14 protein-coding genes and 4 tRNA genes are annotated in these 17,859 nt (G+C 39.7%); 10 read left to right on the top strand and 8 right to left on the bottom strand.

The window, feature by feature from the left end; translation table 11 throughout:
• The first annotated feature begins 278 nt into the window (after positions 1-278).
• The 8 genes from ACS604_RS08180 (at position 279) to ACS604_RS08215 (ending at position 5,380) form a co-directional block, all read left to right on the top strand.
• Positions 279-578 carry a hypothetical protein gene (locus ACS604_RS08180; RefSeq protein ID WP_005038248.1) on the top strand — a complete coding sequence of 100 codons (300 nt, stop codon included), beginning with the start codon at positions 279-281 and terminating at the stop codon, positions 576-578.
• 116 nt (positions 579-694) lie between these two features.
• Entirely contained in the window at positions 695-2,203 is a 1,509-nt protein-coding gene (gene gltX / locus ACS604_RS08185) for a glutamate--tRNA ligase (protein ID WP_004789843.1), read from the top strand.
• Between the two features lie 57 nt (positions 2,204-2,260).
• Positions 2,261-2,336 (top strand) — tRNA-Ala (locus ACS604_RS08190).
• Between the two features lie 25 nt (positions 2,337-2,361).
• Positions 2,362-2,437: transfer RNA gene (locus tag ACS604_RS08195), tRNA-Glu, on the top strand.
• A gap of 129 nt (positions 2,438-2,566) precedes the next feature.
• The gene (locus ACS604_RS08200) at positions 2,567-3,988 is read left to right on the top strand and encodes an amino acid permease (RefSeq protein ID WP_004789844.1); all 1,422 of its coding nucleotides are present in this window, start codon (positions 2,567-2,569) and stop codon (positions 3,986-3,988) included.
• 192 nt (positions 3,989-4,180) lie between these two features.
• Complete coding sequence (locus tag ACS604_RS08205) at positions 4,181-5,077, top strand: lipase family protein (RefSeq protein WP_151963844.1); 897 nt, start codon at positions 4,181-4,183, stop codon at positions 5,075-5,077.
• Positions 5,078-5,198: 121 nt separating this feature from the next.
• A tRNA-Glu gene (locus tag ACS604_RS08210) sits at positions 5,199-5,274 on the top strand.
• A gap of 30 nt (positions 5,275-5,304) precedes the next feature.
• Positions 5,305-5,380, top strand: a tRNA-Glu gene (locus tag ACS604_RS08215).
• Between the two features lie 86 nt (positions 5,381-5,466).
• On the opposite strand, the gene ACS604_RS08220 is transcribed toward ACS604_RS08215, so the two are convergent.
• A complete protein-coding gene (locus tag ACS604_RS08220; protein ID WP_005300925.1) occupies positions 5,467-6,417 on the bottom strand; it encodes a hypothetical protein in 951 nt (316 codons plus the stop codon).
• A 274-nt stretch (positions 6,418-6,691) separates the two neighbouring features.
• Here ACS604_RS08220 and ACS604_RS08225 point away from each other — a divergent pair, with 274 nt between their 5' ends.
• Positions 6,692-7,030 carry a hypothetical protein gene (locus ACS604_RS08225; protein ID WP_440203179.1) on the top strand — a complete coding sequence of 113 codons (339 nt, stop codon included), beginning with the start codon at positions 6,692-6,694 and terminating at the stop codon, positions 7,028-7,030.
• Between the two features lie 19 nt (positions 7,031-7,049).
• On the opposite strand, the gene ACS604_RS08230 is transcribed toward ACS604_RS08225, so the two are convergent.
• From ACS604_RS08230 to ACS604_RS08250, 5 genes are all read right to left on the bottom strand, one after another.
• The gene (locus tag ACS604_RS08230) at positions 7,050-8,006 is read right to left on the bottom strand and encodes a cation diffusion facilitator family transporter (protein WP_004789853.1); all 957 of its coding nucleotides are present in this window, start codon (positions 8,004-8,006) and stop codon (positions 7,050-7,052) included.
• 131 nt (positions 8,007-8,137) lie between these two features.
• Positions 8,138-11,296 carry an efflux RND transporter permease subunit gene (locus ACS604_RS08235; protein ID WP_440203178.1) on the bottom strand — a complete coding sequence of 1,053 codons (3,159 nt, stop codon included), beginning with the start codon at positions 11,294-11,296 and terminating at the stop codon, positions 8,138-8,140.
• Positions 11,286-12,506, bottom strand: a complete 1,221-nt coding sequence (locus ACS604_RS08240) for an efflux RND transporter periplasmic adaptor subunit (protein WP_440203177.1) — start codon at positions 12,504-12,506, stop codon at positions 11,286-11,288. Before ACS604_RS08240 ends, ACS604_RS08235 begins: the two co-directional genes overlap by 11 nt.
• 2 nt (positions 12,507-12,508) lie before the next feature.
• Complete coding sequence (locus tag ACS604_RS08245) at positions 12,509-13,924, bottom strand: TolC family protein (protein ID WP_440203176.1); 1,416 nt, start codon at positions 13,922-13,924, stop codon at positions 12,509-12,511.
• Positions 13,925-13,978: 54 nt separating this feature from the next.
• Positions 13,979-14,377, bottom strand: coding sequence for a cation efflux protein, CzcI-like (locus ACS604_RS08250; protein WP_217487282.1), 399 nt, complete (start codon positions 14,375-14,377; stop codon positions 13,979-13,981).
• A 157-nt stretch (positions 14,378-14,534) separates the two neighbouring features.
• On the opposite strand from ACS604_RS08250, the gene ACS604_RS08255 reads away from it, so the two are divergent.
• A complete protein-coding gene (locus tag ACS604_RS08255) occupies positions 14,535-15,227 on the top strand; it encodes a YidX family protein (protein ID WP_174730995.1) in 693 nt (230 codons plus the stop codon).
• A gap of 99 nt (positions 15,228-15,326) precedes the next feature.
• On the opposite strand, the gene ACS604_RS08260 is transcribed toward ACS604_RS08255, so the two are convergent.
• On the bottom strand, positions 15,327-15,920 hold the full coding sequence (locus ACS604_RS08260) for a hypothetical protein (RefSeq protein ID WP_151963838.1): 594 nt from the start codon (positions 15,918-15,920) through the stop codon (positions 15,327-15,329).
• A gap of 178 nt (positions 15,921-16,098) precedes the next feature.
• Positions 16,099-17,760: an energy-dependent translational throttle protein EttA gene (ettA, locus tag ACS604_RS08265; RefSeq protein WP_107880541.1), complete on the bottom strand. Its 1,662-nt coding sequence runs from the start codon at positions 17,758-17,760 to the stop codon at positions 16,099-16,101.
• Positions 17,761-17,859: the final 99 nt, after the last annotated feature.

The raw sequence follows: 17,859 nt of genomic DNA on the forward strand, positions 1-17,859 counted from the left end.
CTCATTTCATTTTTGAAATTTTTTGTAATTATTCTTACAACTTAATGAGGACCTTCACTTTATCTACACATTATTTTGTTAAATAATGAAGCGTAAAGGATACATACGACCTACATTTGGGTCGAGTAGATCAAAATATAGATAATTTTTGTAAAAAGTGTGACACAGTTCCACTTTTTTATTAAGATTTATGTTTAAATCGTAGCATTACCGTAATTTTACATTTCGTTAAACTCAAAAAATAGATGAAATGTAATGAACAGAGGGGATGATTAATAATGAAAATTCATTATGGAAAAGCGTTAAGCTTAAGTTTGGTGCTGGGTTTAGCATCACAGTTTTCTGCAGCAGCAGTACTTAAAGATACCCCAAATAAAACCGGGTCAGATAAGCAGACTTCGCTTATTGAAAAAGCTTTAGATCAACAGAAACGTAATCCTATTGTATTACCTTCTACAGATGATGAGCTTAAAGTACTCAACACTATTCGCGTTACACCGACTCAAAATTTTCTTGCCGCTCAGCATGAACGTTTTTCACGTTTTGTTCAGGCAATCTTTCAGCCGCATGCTTCTTAAAATCTGAAACACCCCCTCTTCGTTTCAGTTTTAGCCCAGACTGACGTTAAATAAAACGTCAGAATACTGGGCTTTTTCGTTATAATAGTTTCAATTTTTATTTTGACCCATTACCTATGAAAGTTCGTACTCGTATTGCACCTTCTCCTACCGGTTTTCCTCATGTCGGCACCGCTTACATCGCTTTATTTAACATGTGTTTTGCGAAACAACATGGCGGAGAATTCATTTTAAGAATTGAAGATACAGACCAACTTCGTTCTACACCAGAATCTGAAAAAATGATTTTAGATTCATTGCGTTGGTTAGGCCTAAATTGGTCTGAAGGTCCAGATGTAGGTGGCCCTCATGCACCATATCGCCAATCTGAACGTATGGGAATTTATAAGCAATACGCATTAGAACTTGTTGAAAAAGGTCATGCTTTTTATTGTTTCGCTACTGCTGAAGAACTAGACCAAATGCGTGCGGAACAACAAGCACGCGGTGAAACACCAAAATATGACGGTCGCGGGTTAAAACTTTCTCAAGAAGAAGTGACTCGTCGCTTAGAAGCGGGCGAACCCCACGTCATCCGTATGAAAGTACCTGAAGAAGGTATTTGTAAATTTAATGACTTATTACGCGGGGAAGTTGAAATTCCTTGGGCACAAGTCGACATGCAAGTTCTTCTTAAAAATGATGGCTTACCGACTTATCATTTAGCGAATGTTGTAGATGACCATTTAATGGAAATCACTCATGTATTACGTGGTGAAGAATGGCTTCCATCTGCACCGAAGCATCAGTTGCTTTACCAATATTTTGGTTGGGAAATGCCGACACTTTGTCACATGCCATTGCTGCGTAACCCAGATAAATCAAAATTATCTAAACGTAAGAATCCAACATCAATTAACTACTACCGCGATATCGGCGTTTTACCAGAAGCCTTATTAAACTATTTAGGCCGTATGGGCTGGTCAATGCCAGATGAGCGTGAAGTGTTTACGCTACAAGACATGATGGATAGCTTTGATATTCAACGTGTTTCACTAGGTGGGCCAATTTTTGATGTTGAAAAACTGAATTGGTTAAATGGTCAATGGATCAAAGGTTTAACACCTGGCCAATTATTAGACCGTTTATTAACATGGAAAAGTGATCGCAGCACTTTAGAAGATATTGCAGCTGCCATTCAACCACGTATTAATTTACTTTCAGAAGCTGTGAATTGGGCTGGTTTCTATTTTAACCATATGCCACAAATTACTGCTGAAATGTTTGAAAGCAAAAAATTGACTCAAGAACAGGTTCGTCAAAGTCTGCAATTTGCAATTTGGCGTCTTGAAGGCCAGTTTACTTGGAATAACGACACTGTTAGCCAGACCCTCATGGATCTTGCGAACCAGATGGAGATTAAATTACGCGATTTCATGCCAGCGTTCTTTATCGCAATTGCAGGCTCAACTAGTTCAACACCTGTAATGCAGTCGATGGTGACCCTTGGGCCTGATTTAACTTTTGCTCGTTTACGCCGTGCCTTAGAAGTTGTGGGTGGACCAAGCAAGAAAGAAGTTAAAAATTGGGAAAAACTCAATGAGAGCCTAAAATTGCCTAAAAATGAAGCAACTAGCGAAGCTTAATTCATTTTTTTGTTGACGTGTGAGCGCATCCCCCCTAATATTGCGCTCACACAAACTGGGGTCATAGCTCAGTTGGTAGAGCGCTACAATGGCATTGTAGAGGTCAGCGGTTCGATCCCGCTTGACTCCACCACGCTCCTTTGTGTTTGCCTCATCAAGTCCCTATCGTCTAGAGGCCTAGGACATCGCCCTTTCACGGCGGTAACCGGGGTTCGAATCCCCGTAGGGACGCCATATTCTGCTTTAAAAAATTATAAAAAGACTCTATCGTCACCTTACTGTTTATTCTTTATCTCTTTCTAGATTGCACATTTGTCTATTTTATCTAAAATAGCGTCTTTCTTAATTCTCTCAATGTGTAATATGCAGCCATCTGACAATCAACTAGATGCTCATCAGCATCAGAACAGTACTGCACCTTTAAAAAGAGCCATGAGTACTCGTCATCTTGTGATGTTATCACTAGGCGGAGCTATCGGAACTGGTCTCTTTTTAGGTTCAGGGGAAGTCATTTCACAAACTGGAGCTATTGGCGCAATTATTGCCTACATTCTTGGTGGCGCGATCGCTTATATGGTCATGCTTTGCCTAGGAGAGCTTGCTGTACACATGCCTGTTTCAGGCTCTTTTGGTGCTTATGCCAAAAAATATATTAGTCCTAGTACTGGCTATATGATTTCTTGGATGTACTGGCTTACCTGGACGGCAACACTTGGAACTGAGTTCACAGCTGCGGCTTTACTCATGCAGGAATGGTTCCCACATATTTCAATGTGGATCTGGACAATTGTTTTTGCAATCACTATTTTTGGCTTAAATATTAGTTCAACTCGCATTTTTGCTGAGTCTGAGTTTTGGCTCGCTCTTGTTAAAGTCATTACCGTTATTGCTTTTATTGTGCTCGGCCTGCTAGCAATTTTTGGTTTAATTCCTTTTCATGGCAGTCAAACTGCACCGCTATTTAGTAATCTTACAGCCCAAGGCTGGTTCCCACATGGTTTAATTCCTATTTTCACCACCATGCTGATTGTTAACTTTGCTTTCTCAGGCACAGAATTAATTGGCGTAGCAGCAGGTGAAACCAAAGATCCAGCTCAGAATGTACCCAAAGCAATTAATGCCGCGATTTGGCGTCTCCTTATTTTCTTTGTGGGTACCATTATTGTTATTAGCGCTTTGCTTCCCTTCCAGCTTGCAGGTTTAGGCGGTGAAAGCGTAAGTAGTAGTCCATTTGTTACTGTATTTAATTATATTGGCATTCCATATGCGGATGACATTATTCGATTTGTAATTATTACAGCTCTGCTTTCGGCAGCAAACTCAGGACTTTATGCCGCTTCACGTATGATGTGGTCACTGTCGGAACAAAAATTACTGCCTAGCGTATTTGCCACTCTATCAAAAAGTGGAACACCGATTGTAGCTCTAGTGGTAACGATGTTCGGTGCAATTCCGGGTTTATTGTCAGAGCAATTTGCACCAGAGACTATTTTTAAGAATCTACTCGGTGTAGCTGCTTTTACCATGGTTATTGTCTGGATGAGCATTTGTTTAAGTCAGTTCAATTTCCGCCGCCAATGGTACAAATCTGGTCATACTGTTAAAGACTTGCAATATGCCGCTCCATTATTTCCTATCGTTCCAATTTTAGGTTTTATTTTCTGCTTTATTACTTGCTTAAGTATGGCTGCAGACCCTGAAATGCGTGCTGGTTTTGTGGGCTGTCTGATTTTTACAGCTTTATGTTATGTCAGCTATTTTATTTTTTACCGCAATAAAGTCTAAATTGTTTTAATTGTTTTAATTGTTTTAATTGTTTTAATTGTTTTAATTGTTTTAATTGTTTTAATTGTTTTAATTGTTTTAATTGTTTTAAAGTGTAGCAAAAAGCTACACTTTTTTTTACCTAGATACTGGCTTTATAGAATCTACCGTTGTAGATTAAAATTTATATTAAAAAACAATTCTTTGCCTACAATGAAAATTATATTTATCCATGGGATGAATCAACAGAATTACACAGCACATCGTTTAAAGGAGCATTGGCTAAAAGTATTTAAACTGGGCTTAAAACAATTACATTGTAGAGTTAATTTAAGAGATCTACATATACATATGCCATTTTATGGCGATTTAATGACGAAATATCAATTATCTAATCAATTAGACCTCAACACCTTACTTCCAAAATCTTTTAACTTTCATTTACCTATCCACTTAAACCAGCAATCCCCTACACCTAAGGAACACACTCCTTTTGTACCCCATCTTCCTCTTTCTCCTGACCAACCTGCAGAAAGTTTATCAGAACGCTTATATCTGACTTCACAGTTAGTAAAAGATCGTGTTCTTAAAGAAATGGTTATGCTTTTAAATAACTTTCCCAAACTACATGAGAGCTTAATTCAACAATTCTTGATTGAAACGTACATGTACTTATCTAATCCTGATTTTATGTACGAAGTTCACCAAAGAATTTTAAAACAAATGCATGATGATGAAGACTGCATTGTAGTCGCACACTCTTTAGGTTCTGTGATCGCATTTCACTTGCTATCAGATCCCTCTTATCATTTTGCAGTACAACGCTTTGTTACCTTAGCTTCACCACTTTCTTTTCGGGTGATTCAAAGTAAACTTCCCATTCCGATTGAACGACCAAAATGCCTCAATGGTGATTGGTATAATTTCTACTCAAAAGATGATTTTTTAACTGCTTTTCCGTTAAGTGAAGCACCTTTTAATTTTACTCCGCCCATCATTAATCAAGAGATTTTTACTTTTGCTAACCAGCCGCATGAGATTTTAGGGTATCTACAACATCCGTCCGTTATAAAGGCAATTATTGAGCCTTTTCAGAAAAATGAAGGATAAATGTATATATTTTCTACAATTAGAGTTATTTTTAATCGGTTGACTCTTTTTTTTAATATTTCTTCAGAAAACTATTTGACACTTTTATTAAATCGACCTAATATACGCCCACCTCTGAAACGTCCCTATCGTCTAGAGGCCTAGGACATCGCCCTTTCACGGCGGTAACCGGGGTTCGAATCCCCGTAGGGACGCCAATAATTTTTCAGATGTATGCCTCACATATTGTCCCTATCGTCTAGAGGCCTAGGACATCGCCCTTTCACGGCGGTAACCGGGGTTCGAATCCCCGTAGGGACGCCAAATTCTAAAAAGCCACTGCAAATGTCAGTGGCTTTTTTCTTGCCTAAAAAATAAAAAGCCAATCAATGATCAGCTTTTCCTACGCTCTATGAGCTTGCAATTCCCACTTGTACTTCGAGGCGACCCGACTGTACCCGTAGTCCTCTAATTTCAAATTGATCTACCAATTGCTGGACCAACTCTCGACTTTCTCTCAAAATATTCAAACCAGGTAAAATACTAAAATCAGTCAAGCTCAAAAGCTTTTCAACCATCCAAGAGCGGTTATTAATAAAGTCAATAAATCCCGCCTGCTCTAGGTCAATAAACCACATACGGTGACCATCACGTTGGATACCCGGAATATCACCAATCAAATGATTAATAAGTGAGGGAATGGGTAACATATTTACGACTTCAAAACCAACCCGACCAATACGGCGCACAGCCCAATTTGACAGTGTTCCTCCATGACGAATCTGGACATCAAGACTTTCATCCATTTGACGTAGGCGCAAAAATTTTTCCTGCCCAATACGACATTCCAATACTTTAAAATCTAAACTTAAACGGTACATGAACCGATGATAATGCCCATCAATTTCGACTTGAAAACTATCATTCCCACACTTAATTTTAATATCATCAATTTCAGAGCGATCAATGCGCTTACGGATTTGATTATTTAATAACATTTCAGGTAAGTACAACGTTAAGGTACTCTTCCCCAAAAATGTACGCGCCATTATCAATGCGACTTGGCGTGCGGTTTCACTGGTTTCAGACACCATATCTCTTACAGTGCCGGCCGCCAGATTTGTCATTCCAACAACTCCACGTCTGGTGTGGGTAGTCACTTGATCGAGCGCGTCTAAAGCCGCGTCAGCAACCTCTGCAATATTACGTGTGGTGTCGCTAGCAAACCCGACTGCATCTTGGGCATGTTGCAATGTCTTATGCAGTAATCGACGAGATAATGACGGTTTTGCGGTATCTGGGGTAGCTAAAACCGATGCTGTCGTTGTAGGCTGCGACTTATTGTCATCTTGTTGACCCAAGTCCCTCTCTCCTTTTTATATTTATTCCACGTCCTATTTACGAGTATTTAAGCTCATTTATAGTGCTAATCACACTTCATTTTTCTGTAGATTAGCATGCTCTACAATATTATTTTAATTTTTATGTGTACGGATAAATCATCAGTTTTTTATATTTCTTTGTTTATTCATAAGTAATTTTTTGCTAACTCACAGCACTTCATCGATATCTTACAAATTTTTTTCTTTTCCGACATTTCCGTTAGAATAGATTCAAACTAAATGTGGAGTTCTCATGCAATATCGTTGCCCTCAATGTCAGAGTGTTAAAATTATGCCTGTAAGCCAAGGAATTAACAGCGTAAAACCAGCAGTTCCTAAAAGCCTTGCTATCTTAATTCCTGCACTTTTTATACTTTTGCTCTTGGTTGTGATTAGCATTTTTATGTGGATTTTTGGCAATGGTGCAGGTAGCACTCTTCAAATTGCAACAGTAGTTGTTTTTGTTGTGACTGTAGGAGCAGGTTTTATGTTTTGGCGTGATTTGCCAGACTTTAAACTGTCTATGCAAGCATTTATGCAGTCACAAAAACATTGGAAATGCCGTGACTGCAATCACGAATGGGAAATTTAAAAAAAGTGTTCACATCAGCTTAATGCTGATGTGAATGTTCTTTATCATTGTCGTCATGCTCGTGTGAAGCATGTTGAGCAATATGCTGACAATTGATCTCAGCATCGTCTTCAATTTGCAATGTCACTTCGCCAATACCATGTTCATGAGAAAGCATTTCAACAGCATCTTGATAGAGCTTGGTACGGTCCGCTTGAGGCGCAAATAAGTGCACCGTTAAATGGATATTTTTAGAAGTAATCGCCCATACTTTAAGTTGGTGAATACTCTCCACACCGTTTAAAGAAAGCAGATCTGTACGTAACTTCTCAATATCCACTTCTTCCGGCACGCCTTCGAGCAAAATATTAATACTTTGTTTAAGTAAAACCCATGTTCTTGGTAATACCCAAAAGCCAATCAGTACCGCAATAATCGTATCGACCCAGTACCAGTTGGTGAAGTAAATGATGAGTGCCCCAATAATAACGCCGACTGAGCCTAGCGCATCACTCAATACCTCTAGATAAGCACCTTTAACATTTAGGCTACTATTAGCACTCGACATGAGAATTTTCATTGAGATGAGATTAATCACCAAACCAATGGTCGCCACAATGAGCATTCCCATACTTTGAATTTCAGGTGGCTTAGAGAAGCGGATATAGGCCTCATATAAAATATAAATTGCCACCACAAAAAGCATGAGTGCATTAAATAAAGCAGCCAGAATTTCAAAGCGCTGATAACCGAAAGTGCGTTTATTATCGGCAGGACGTTTGGAAATTTGAATGGCGACCAAAGCAATTGCCAAAGCAGCTGCATCTGTAAACATATGTGCAGCGTCAGAAAGCAATGCCAAACTTTGTGTGATTAAACCTGCAATGACCTCAACAATTAAAAACGTTGTCGTAAGCGCTAAAGCAATCGTTAATTTCTTAGCATTACCTTCAGTCACTACAGCATGACTATGATCATGACCATGATGTCCACCCATTTTGCGGACTCCTTTTTATTTATCTTTATGGTGAGTTAAAAGTAACGATGAAGACACCATTACCTTTAACTCTTTCAAACACTTTTTTGAGTTGACTCTGTCATCAAAAAAGATATCTCAAATCGATGACATTATGAATGCTCAACACTTTTCGTCTTGCCTTCATTCATCCATCGATAAATGACCGGTAATAAAACCAGCGTTAATATCGTAGATGAAATAATGCCACCGATTACTACAGTTGCCAAAGGTCGCTGTACTTCCGCACCAGTTCCAGTTGCCAAAGCCATTGGAATAAAGCCAAGAGATGCGACACAAGCCGTCATGAGTACAGGTCTTAAACGTAAGATTGCTCCATTCCATGTTGCAGTTTGAATATCAAATTTTTCTCTAAGCTCTTTAATAAAGCTCAGCATCACCAGACCATTCAAAACAGCGACACCCGACAAAGCAATAAACCCGACACCAGCCGACATAGACAGCGGAATATCTCTTAGCCAAAGCGCAATAAGACCACCTGACAAAGCAAACGGCACGCCACTAAAGACCAACAGGCTTTCTTTAACATTATGAAATACAGCCATGAGTAAAATAAAAATCATAGCAAGCGCCAATGGAACAACAATTTTCATTCGGGCAGCAGCTGAGGCTAAATTTTCAAATTGACCACCGTATTCCAACCAATAACCTGCTGGCAGTTGTTCTTTTGCGAGTGTTGCTCTTAATTCTTGAACAAATGATCCTAAGTCACGGCCTTCTACATTTGCAGTAATAATGACACGGCGCTTACCATTTTCACGTCCCACCTGATTTAAACCTGAGGTACGTTCAACTTTAGCGACATCTTGAAGCTGGATCAGTCCACCATTTGGTAGCTGAATCGGAAGTTGAGCTAAGTTTTGGATGGTACGCTGCTGGTCTTCTAAGCGAATTTCAAAATCAAATCGTCTATCACCTTGTAAAATCTGCCCAACATTTTGCCCACCTACACTTGCCGCCACAATATCTTGGATAGCTTTTGCAGATAATCCGTATTGCGCAGCCAGAGGTCGGTTAATTTCAACACTCAGCACCGGTAAACCGCTCGTTTGTTCTACCTTAACCGCGGTAGCGCCTGAAATTTTTTGTACTTTCTGAGCGAATGCTTGAGCCTGCTCATTGAGTACTTGCATATCATCACCAAAAATCTTGACGCCAATATCACTCCGTATCCCTGAAATTAGCTCATTAAATCGTAATTCAATCGGTTGAGAGAACTCACTGTTATTACCGGGTAATGTCGCTAAAAAAGCTTCCATACGTGAACGCAGCTCAGTTAGCGTCTCTTTAGAGTTTGGCCATTGATCATGCGGTTTAAGTAAAATGACAGCATCAGAGATATTAGGCGGCATCACATCCGTTGCAACCTCAGCCGTGCCTGTTCGAGCAAAAACAGCTTTCACCTCTGGAAAGTTTTTCAAAATGAGCTTTTCAGTATTTTCCTGCATTCGCAGTGATTGCTCGAGCCCAGTACTCGGTGAACGCATTTGCTGCAAGGCAAAATCACCTTCGCTAAGTTGCGGTGCAAATTCACTGCCCATTTGGGTAGCTAACACGCCTGTGAGTACCAAAATACTTAATGCAAAACTAACAATCACAATCTTAAGTTGATAAGCCTGATCAAGGATATCTCGGTATTTCTGCTTTAAAAGCAACATCCAACGCGTTTCTTTTTCTTTCACTTCACCTGTTACAAAAAGAGCAACTGCCGCAGGTACAAATGTCACAGAAAGAATCATGGCACCCAATAATGCCATCACCACAGTCATCGCCATTGGATGGAACATTTTGGCTTCAACACCAGATAAAGCAAAAATAGGTAAATAGACCACCAAAATAATCATTTGCCCAAAAATCAGTGGTCGACGGGCCTGTTTTGCTGCAAGGAAAACTTCTTTAAATCGCTCAGCTCGTGTAAGAGGTCGGTGTAAAGCGTGCTGTGCTTCTGCTAGACGTCGAATACAGTTCTCTACAATAACAACTGCACCATCTACAATAATCCCGAAATCAAGCGCTCCTAAGCTCATTAGGTTGGCACTAATGTTTTGCTCAGCCATACCTGTCAGGGTAAATAACATCGAAAGTGGAATAACGCAGGCTGTGATTAAAGCAGCTCTAAAATTTCCTAAAAAAATAAATAAAATCACAATAACCAGAATTGCGCCTTCTACAAGGTTCTTCTGCACCGTTGCAATTGCTTTGTTTACTAAGCTCGTTCGGTCATAGACCGTTTCGATTTCCACACCTTTAGGTAATGTAGGCTGAATTTCCTTAATTTTGGTATCAACCGCCTGAGCAACAGTACGGCTATTTTCTCCCATCATCATCATGGCAATGCCAAGAACCGTTTCCTCACCGTTGTAAGTTGCAGCACCCGTTCTTAAATCATGTCCAATAGAGACATTTGCTACATCGGCCACGCGAATGGGTAACCCATTTTTGGTGCTCACAGTAATGTTTTGAATATCTTCAACACTACTTAGCATGCCCGGCACACGAACAGTGAGTTGCTCTCCGTTTTCTTCAATAAAACCTGCACCGCGATTTTCATTATTTTCTTGTAGAGCTGTTTGAAATTCATTGATTGAAATCTGAAGCTGCTGCAAACGTTTTAAATCAGGTGACACAAGATAGGTTTTATTGTAGCCACCAATACTGTTAATTTCGGCCACGCCTTTCACACGCTGCAACTGAGGACGCACAATCCAGTCCTGAATTTCACGTAAATCCATGGCTGTATAGGCCGTGCCGTCTGCTTTTTTAGCACCAGACTTTGCTTTCACGACCCATTGGTAGATTTCACCCAGCCCCGTTGAAACAGGAGACATGACTGGATCAACTGATTCAGGCAGTTGCCCGTCTGCCTCTTGTAAACGTTGGTTAATCAGCTGTCTTGCCCAATAAATATCTGTTCCATCTTTAAAAATAATGGTGACTTGGGAAAGCCCATAACGTGAAATTGAACGAGTCTGTTCTAGATTAGGAATACCAGCCATCGCATTTTCAATAGGATAGGTAATCCGCTGTTCAACCTCTAAAGCGGTATACCCATTGGCTTGAGTATTAATCTGAACTTGCGTATTAGTAATATCTGGAACTGCATCAATAGGAAGCTTTTGATAACTCCAGATCCCAACTCCAATCCAAGTCAGTACAAATAACATGACCCAAATAGCATTTTGAATAGCAAACTGAATAACTCTATCAAACAACCCTTCTGGTTTGGGTAGCTCTGGTTTATTAATGTCCATGCTCCGCCTCTCCTTTTTCCAGTTCGGATTTCAGCAAGAAGCTACCTTCTGCCACATAGCGCTGGCTTGGATTAATACCTTTTACAACTTCGACCCACTGACCATCTTTAGAACGTTGTCCCAACTGTACTGTGACAGGTTCAAACTCAAAGCCTGTTTTGACCATTTTTGGGGTAAAGATAACGTCTTTACCTTCGACTTGTTGAATCGCCTGAGCTTTTACACGGGTCACTTTTTGCATTGTGCCTGAAGAATTCAGCTCAACATTAACCATTAAGTTTGGACGCAATTCATTACTATTTGCCAAGACCTTGGCACGCACTTGTAAACGCCCCGTTTGAGCATCGGCTTCAGTTGTTAAACTTTGAACTTGAGCTTTAAATGCATTCCCAGTTTGTAAAGATTTAAATTCAATCTGCTGATTTGGCTGTAAATTCAGATTTGCGGTGCTTGGTAAAATAAACTCCAGCCACAATTGATCAAGCTGATTAATAATAAAAAGCTGGTCTGCTAGCTGTACGTTTTCACCTACCACAATATCTTTATTACTCACCATCCCAGCAATTGGAGCCGTTAAAGTGTAGCGCCCTCCTGAGCCGGAACCCGCCCCGAATGCACTTAGACGTGAGCGAGCTGCTTTCACTTGAATTTGGGCCTGCTGGTAAGCGTTATAAGCTCGTTGATAATCTTGTTTGGCAGAAATTCCTTGAGACCATAAGCTACGTTCGCGTTCATAGTCCTGACGCGCTAAATCAAGATTAGACTGTGCAATTTGCAAATTTGCTTGTTGATCGACCAGATCTGGAACCAATAAGCTTGCAAGAGCCTGCCCTTTTTTAACCTGTTGCCCCAATTCAACATATACCGCTTCGACACGACCACTAAAACTTGGCGAGACATGGGCTTGTCGGTCAGTATTCACAACCAGTTTTGCTGGATAAGTTTGAAGTTGAGGAACTTCACCTAGTTCAGCTTGTTCAATTTTTAAATTTTGTTCCTGCATTTGCTGAGCAGTGAGTAACAGTGGTTTTTCACCTTCTTCATGGTGTTCTTCACCCTCTTCTTCAGCATGCCCATGACCTTCCGATGCTTCAGAAGAATTAGATTTATTTTTTGAATTTAAAACCAGTAAACCAATTAATAGTGCAGTGATTGCAGCAATCACCCCTACCCAAAGCCATTGAGAATTTTTCTTTAAATTTGTCGACATTATTATTCTCCTGCCTGAGTTGGGAATGTTTGACTTTGTTGCCAAGCACGTTGATTGAGTTGCATTAAGGCATCTTTCGCCATGATTTGCTCTGGTTCTAACCCAAGACGTAAACTTTGAATTTCAATTGAATTTTGCCAAGCTTGTTTTAATAGCTCGACTTTACGTAAGCGCACGTCTTGCAATTGCATGGTGGCTTGTTGAACATCGGTAACGGCGAACTTACCCAAACGGAAACCTTGCAATGTTTTTTGCTGAACTTGAATAGCAAGAGGAACTTGCTGATCATTCAGTTGTTTAAACTGGATGCGTAAACCTTTTAACTCTGATATTAGGGTTTCAATATCAACCTGATTTTGCTGTCGATAAAAGCTTTGCTGGCGTTGAGATAACTCTTGTTTGGCCTGAGCAATCTTGATTCCGTATTGCTGGCGATTAAAAAGATTTAAAGGAATTTCCACACCTAAACGAATTTGGTTATCCGTACTCTGTTCTGGAGAACGAGTGTTATTAACACCTAAAGTTACAGTAGGCTGCGGTCTTGCTTTTGCTTTAAGCTGCTGAATATTGGCTTGCTGCGCAAGAGCATCTAACTGGAAAGAACGCTCTAATAAATTATTTTGCGCATCTTGGCTTGGTTCTACATTCGCTGCCAATGCCCATAACTGATTTGGACTTTGGAATAGCTGAAACTGACTTGAACCACCTCCCCATAAGTTCACCAATTGCTGTTTCGCAACTTGAAGTTTTAAATCAACTTGTTGGTATAAACGCTGATTTTCCAAGTGAGACATCCGCACTCGATCTACATCCACTTGCGCAATACTTCCTGCTTGATAACGCTTTTCCGATGCCAACAAATTTTCTTGGCTGACTTCTAGCTGCTCTGCAATAAGAGACTTTTCAAGCTCAAGCAAAGCCACTTGTGACCAGAAATATTTAACGATTAATCCAAGTTCAGCTTGATAACGCTGCTCGGCCAAATCAATTTTTGATATTTCCACTTTTGCCAAGTTTTGCGCAGCCTTACGCTGCCCGAAAATGTCTAAAGGCTGAGAAATGCCTATCGCAAGTTCTTTTTCTTGATCACTTTGGAAACCAGTTTGTTCAATAGAAAGACTTGGGTTAATCCATAAACGACTTTGCTTTAAATTGGCCTCAGCCATTTGCTGCTGTGCTTGCCAAACCCCTTGCTGACTTTGATATTTTTGTACCTGCTCTAAGGCTTGGTCAAAAGTAAACGCTGCTTTTTGAATATAACGTTCTTGTTGAATCTCAGACTGAGCCATCGCTACTTGTCCAGCCAATAGCATGGCAACAGATAGGCTTGAGATTGTTAAAACTTTTTTTAACGTTATCTTAACGTTATTCTCTAAGTGAGAAGTAGAACTCACTCGAGTTGAAAAAATAGAAGACATGTTTTTGCCCCGCAATAAATAAGAGATGCGGTGGGCTCGTTTTGGCTACCCCACCTATAGCGGGGATAAAACAGGAGGAGGTTTTAAAGCAGTAAGATGGGGCGACTGGTAAGAATTAGACCAGTGATAAATTTGTGAGAGTTCCTGCACATGCACTACAGGTGTTTCAGCTTGCTTTGCAACTTCAGTCATCACCACATGAAAACATGAAGGCAAATGATCATGATGATCTTGCAAATTTAAAGGCGGTTTATGAGAGGCGTTTCCGGCATCTTTCTGTTCAGTATGAGCTTGATGTGAAGGTTGATATACATCTAAAGCTGCGTGATGCCCGAAATGATGCAATGCTTTTTCCTGATTTTCATGCGCGCAAAATGCAGCTGCCACATTCCATAAACTCTGGAATATGAGCAAACTAAACAAGACGGACATAAAAATTGCGGAACGTGGCAAAAGCACACCATTGAACTAAAAAGTTGAACAAAGGCACTATAACAGGCTCTAGGCATGTAATAAAATTACAAAACCTCGATTCATAAATCTCCGTTTTTTAATTTAGAACTTATCTCACGTTATACGAGACAAAAATAATTTCTTTTGAGTAACCTTTATGTACAAGCTTTTTTCTGCATCTATATTAACCATTTGTCTAGGCTTAACGGGCTGCGCGACCAATATGTTGTCCACCGCTTTACCAAATGAAACAACTGAAATTAAAACAACCACTTTAAAAACCGATCAAATTATTGCCTTAGGTCAAGCAGTTAAAAATGATCAAGAACAAGGCTTTGTATTTATCGGTCAAGATTATAATTATTTAATGACTGACGGTAGCTCAAACCTTTTAAATATTATCAAAAGTATTCCAGCAGAGCAGAGAACAATAAAGACACCATCACCTCTTGTACTTGAGATGGATGATTCCACCCATTTCCATGGAGAAATAACGATTCGTTATAATATCCCTACGTCCAAAATGGACGAAAAGCAAAAGGAACTTTTAAAGACCTTAGGTTTTAAGAATCAATTCATGGCAATGGAAAATCAACAACAAGTTTTTTATCCTTTCACCATCATCCGCTTTAAAGGAAAGATTTACCAAAAAGCAGAGAATCAAAAAATTCAACAACGACTCTCCGTTCCCTATCCAGTCGCTTTACAGCAAAAAGATGAAATAACTAAGAAACATCCGTTTAAACGTGTAACACGCATGGCATTATATCCTTTAGCAATGACCTTTGACGTGATTACGGTAGCTCCATCATTAATATGGTCAGATTTACATGGTGACTTTAATAAATAATATCTTTCGCTCTTAAAACAAAAAACCAGCCCTTAGGCTGGTTTTTAAAATTAACTGGCAATATGTCACACAAATAGCTTGTGTACTTGAACTAGATGTTTATTGCTGTTTTTGTAAGTCAGAAGAAAAACGAATCACAACATCATCAACAACTTTATTAAATGCTTCGTTAATCGACATTGGTTGCACATTTTCAATAGGCGCTTTTTTATTTCCAACGGTTGTTAAAATCATATGCGGGTAACGCTCAGATATTTCTTTACCTTGAGCATCAACATAATTAAATTTAAACTCATATTTATCAGCAATCGCGTTACCAACAGCACCAAAAGTCAAACCTGTTAGAACCCCTTTGCCCGCAGCCTCACCTAAATCAGCCACATTATTCGCGGTTAAATGTAATTTTGCTTGCTTCTCGCCATTCGTCTGGGTTGTTGGAGAAAATACACCTGTTGCTCTTAGACTACGCTCAACTGCTGATTGCAGTTCTTTACCGGCTTTTGGAACAACTGCTCCATTTCGCTGAAATTCAGTAGTTAAAACCACTGGAATAGGTTGAGCTGGTTTTTTAATATCCGAATAGGAAAGAGACTTATACGCAGGATCAACATAAGATTTTACTGAAAGACATCCAGTAAGTTGTGTAGCAACAGCTACCCCTAAAGCAATAGTATAAAGTTTGAATTTTTTCATGATTTTCCAGAAAGGTTTATTTACCTTTTAATAAATTAAGCTGCAATATTAATCTTAATAAATCAAAAATATAAGTATAAATTCAATCACTTTATGGAATTTTAATTTTTTATTTCTTAAATTTTTTGATAAAAAACAAAAAACCAGCCCTTAGGCTGGTTTTTTCAATTAGCAGAGATTAACCGCTAATTTTTTTGTATTTCGTACGTTTTTGAACAGCGTCATCACCTAAACGTGACTGACGATATGCTTCATATTCTGCATAGTTACCTGCGTAGAATTCTGGCTGTTCATTTTCAAATGACAAGATATGTGTCGCAATACGGTCAAGGAACCAACGGTCATGCGATACCACCATTACCGTACCTGGGAATACAAGAATTGCATCCTCAAGCGCACGTAAAGTTTCAATATCCAAGTCGTTCGATGGCTCATCCAGTAAGATAACGTTTGCACCTAACTGTAAGATCTTTGCAAGTTGTAAACGGTTACGCTCACCACCAGACAATTCACCTACACGTTTTTGCTGATCTTGACCTTTAAAGTTAAAACGGCCGATATAAGCACGTGACGCGATTTCGTAATCACCGATTTTTAAAATATCTAAACCGCCAGAAACTTCTTCCCAAACAGTTTTATTATTATCCAAAGTGTCACGAATCTGACCAACATAAGCCACTTTAACTGACTCACCTAAGGTCACAGTACCTGTATCAGGTTGCTGTTCGCCAGTCATCATACGGAATAAAGTCGTTTTACCCGCACCATTTGGACCAACGATACCAACAATCGCTGTTGGAGGTACGGTAAACGTTAAGTTCTCGTACAACACGCGACCGTCAAATGATTTACTGATACCTTCCACTTCCACAACTTTGTTACCCAAACGTGGGCCAGGTGGAATATAGATTTCAGACGTTTCATTACGTTGTTGGAATTCTTTAGAGTTAAGCTCTTCAAAACGTTCCATACGCGCTTTGTTTTTCTTTTGCTGACCTTTAGCATTTGAACGAACCCATTCAAGTTCTTTTTTCAATGCTTTAGCAAAAGATTCTTCTTGTTTATTTTCCTGCTCTAAACGAGCATTCTTTTGTTCTAACCAAGAAGAATAGTTTCCTTGATAAGGAATGCCCATACCACGGTCAAGTTCAAGAATCCACTCAGCCACGTTATCCAAGAAATAACGGTCATGCGTAATCGCAACGATAGTGCCCGGGAAATCTTTCAAGAAACGTTCTAACCAAGTTACAGATTCTGCATCTAAATGGTTCGTCGGTTCGTCCAGAAGTAACATATCTGGTTTCGAAAGCAATAAACGGCACAGTGCAACACGACGACGCTCACCACCAGAAAGTAATGTTACGTCTGCATCCCAAGCTGGAAGATTCAAAGCATCCGCAGCAATTTCAAGCTGGTTGTTTAGGTTGTGTGCATCCCAAGCATGGATAATTGATTCTAATTTTTCCTGCTCTTTTGCAAGTGCATCAAAATCTGCATCAGGGTCTGCATATTCTGCAAAAACCTGATCAAGACGTTCTAACGCATCTAAAGCTTCACGCACGCCATCTTCAACGTTACCACGAACGTCTTTAGTTGGATCTAGCGGTGGTTCTTGCTCTAAATAGCCGATTTTAATTCCAGGTTGTGCACGAGCCTCACCAGAGAAATCTTTATCTACGCCAGCCATAATACGAAGCAAGGTAGATTTACCTGCACCGTTCAAACCGAGCACACCAATTTTGGCACCCGGGAAAAATGATAAAGAGATATCTTTTAAGATTTCGCGCTTTGGCGGAACCATTTTAGACACTCGGTTCATCGTATAAATATATTGGGCCACGCAGGACTCCTCAATTGAAAAACCAGTACATCGCAATAAGCGATAAATAATCGCGCGTATTATACGCTGAAAACCTCATTGACTTGAAGTTATGATTTC

The organism is Acinetobacter sp. Li1LvA2 (genome assembly GCF_056156705.1).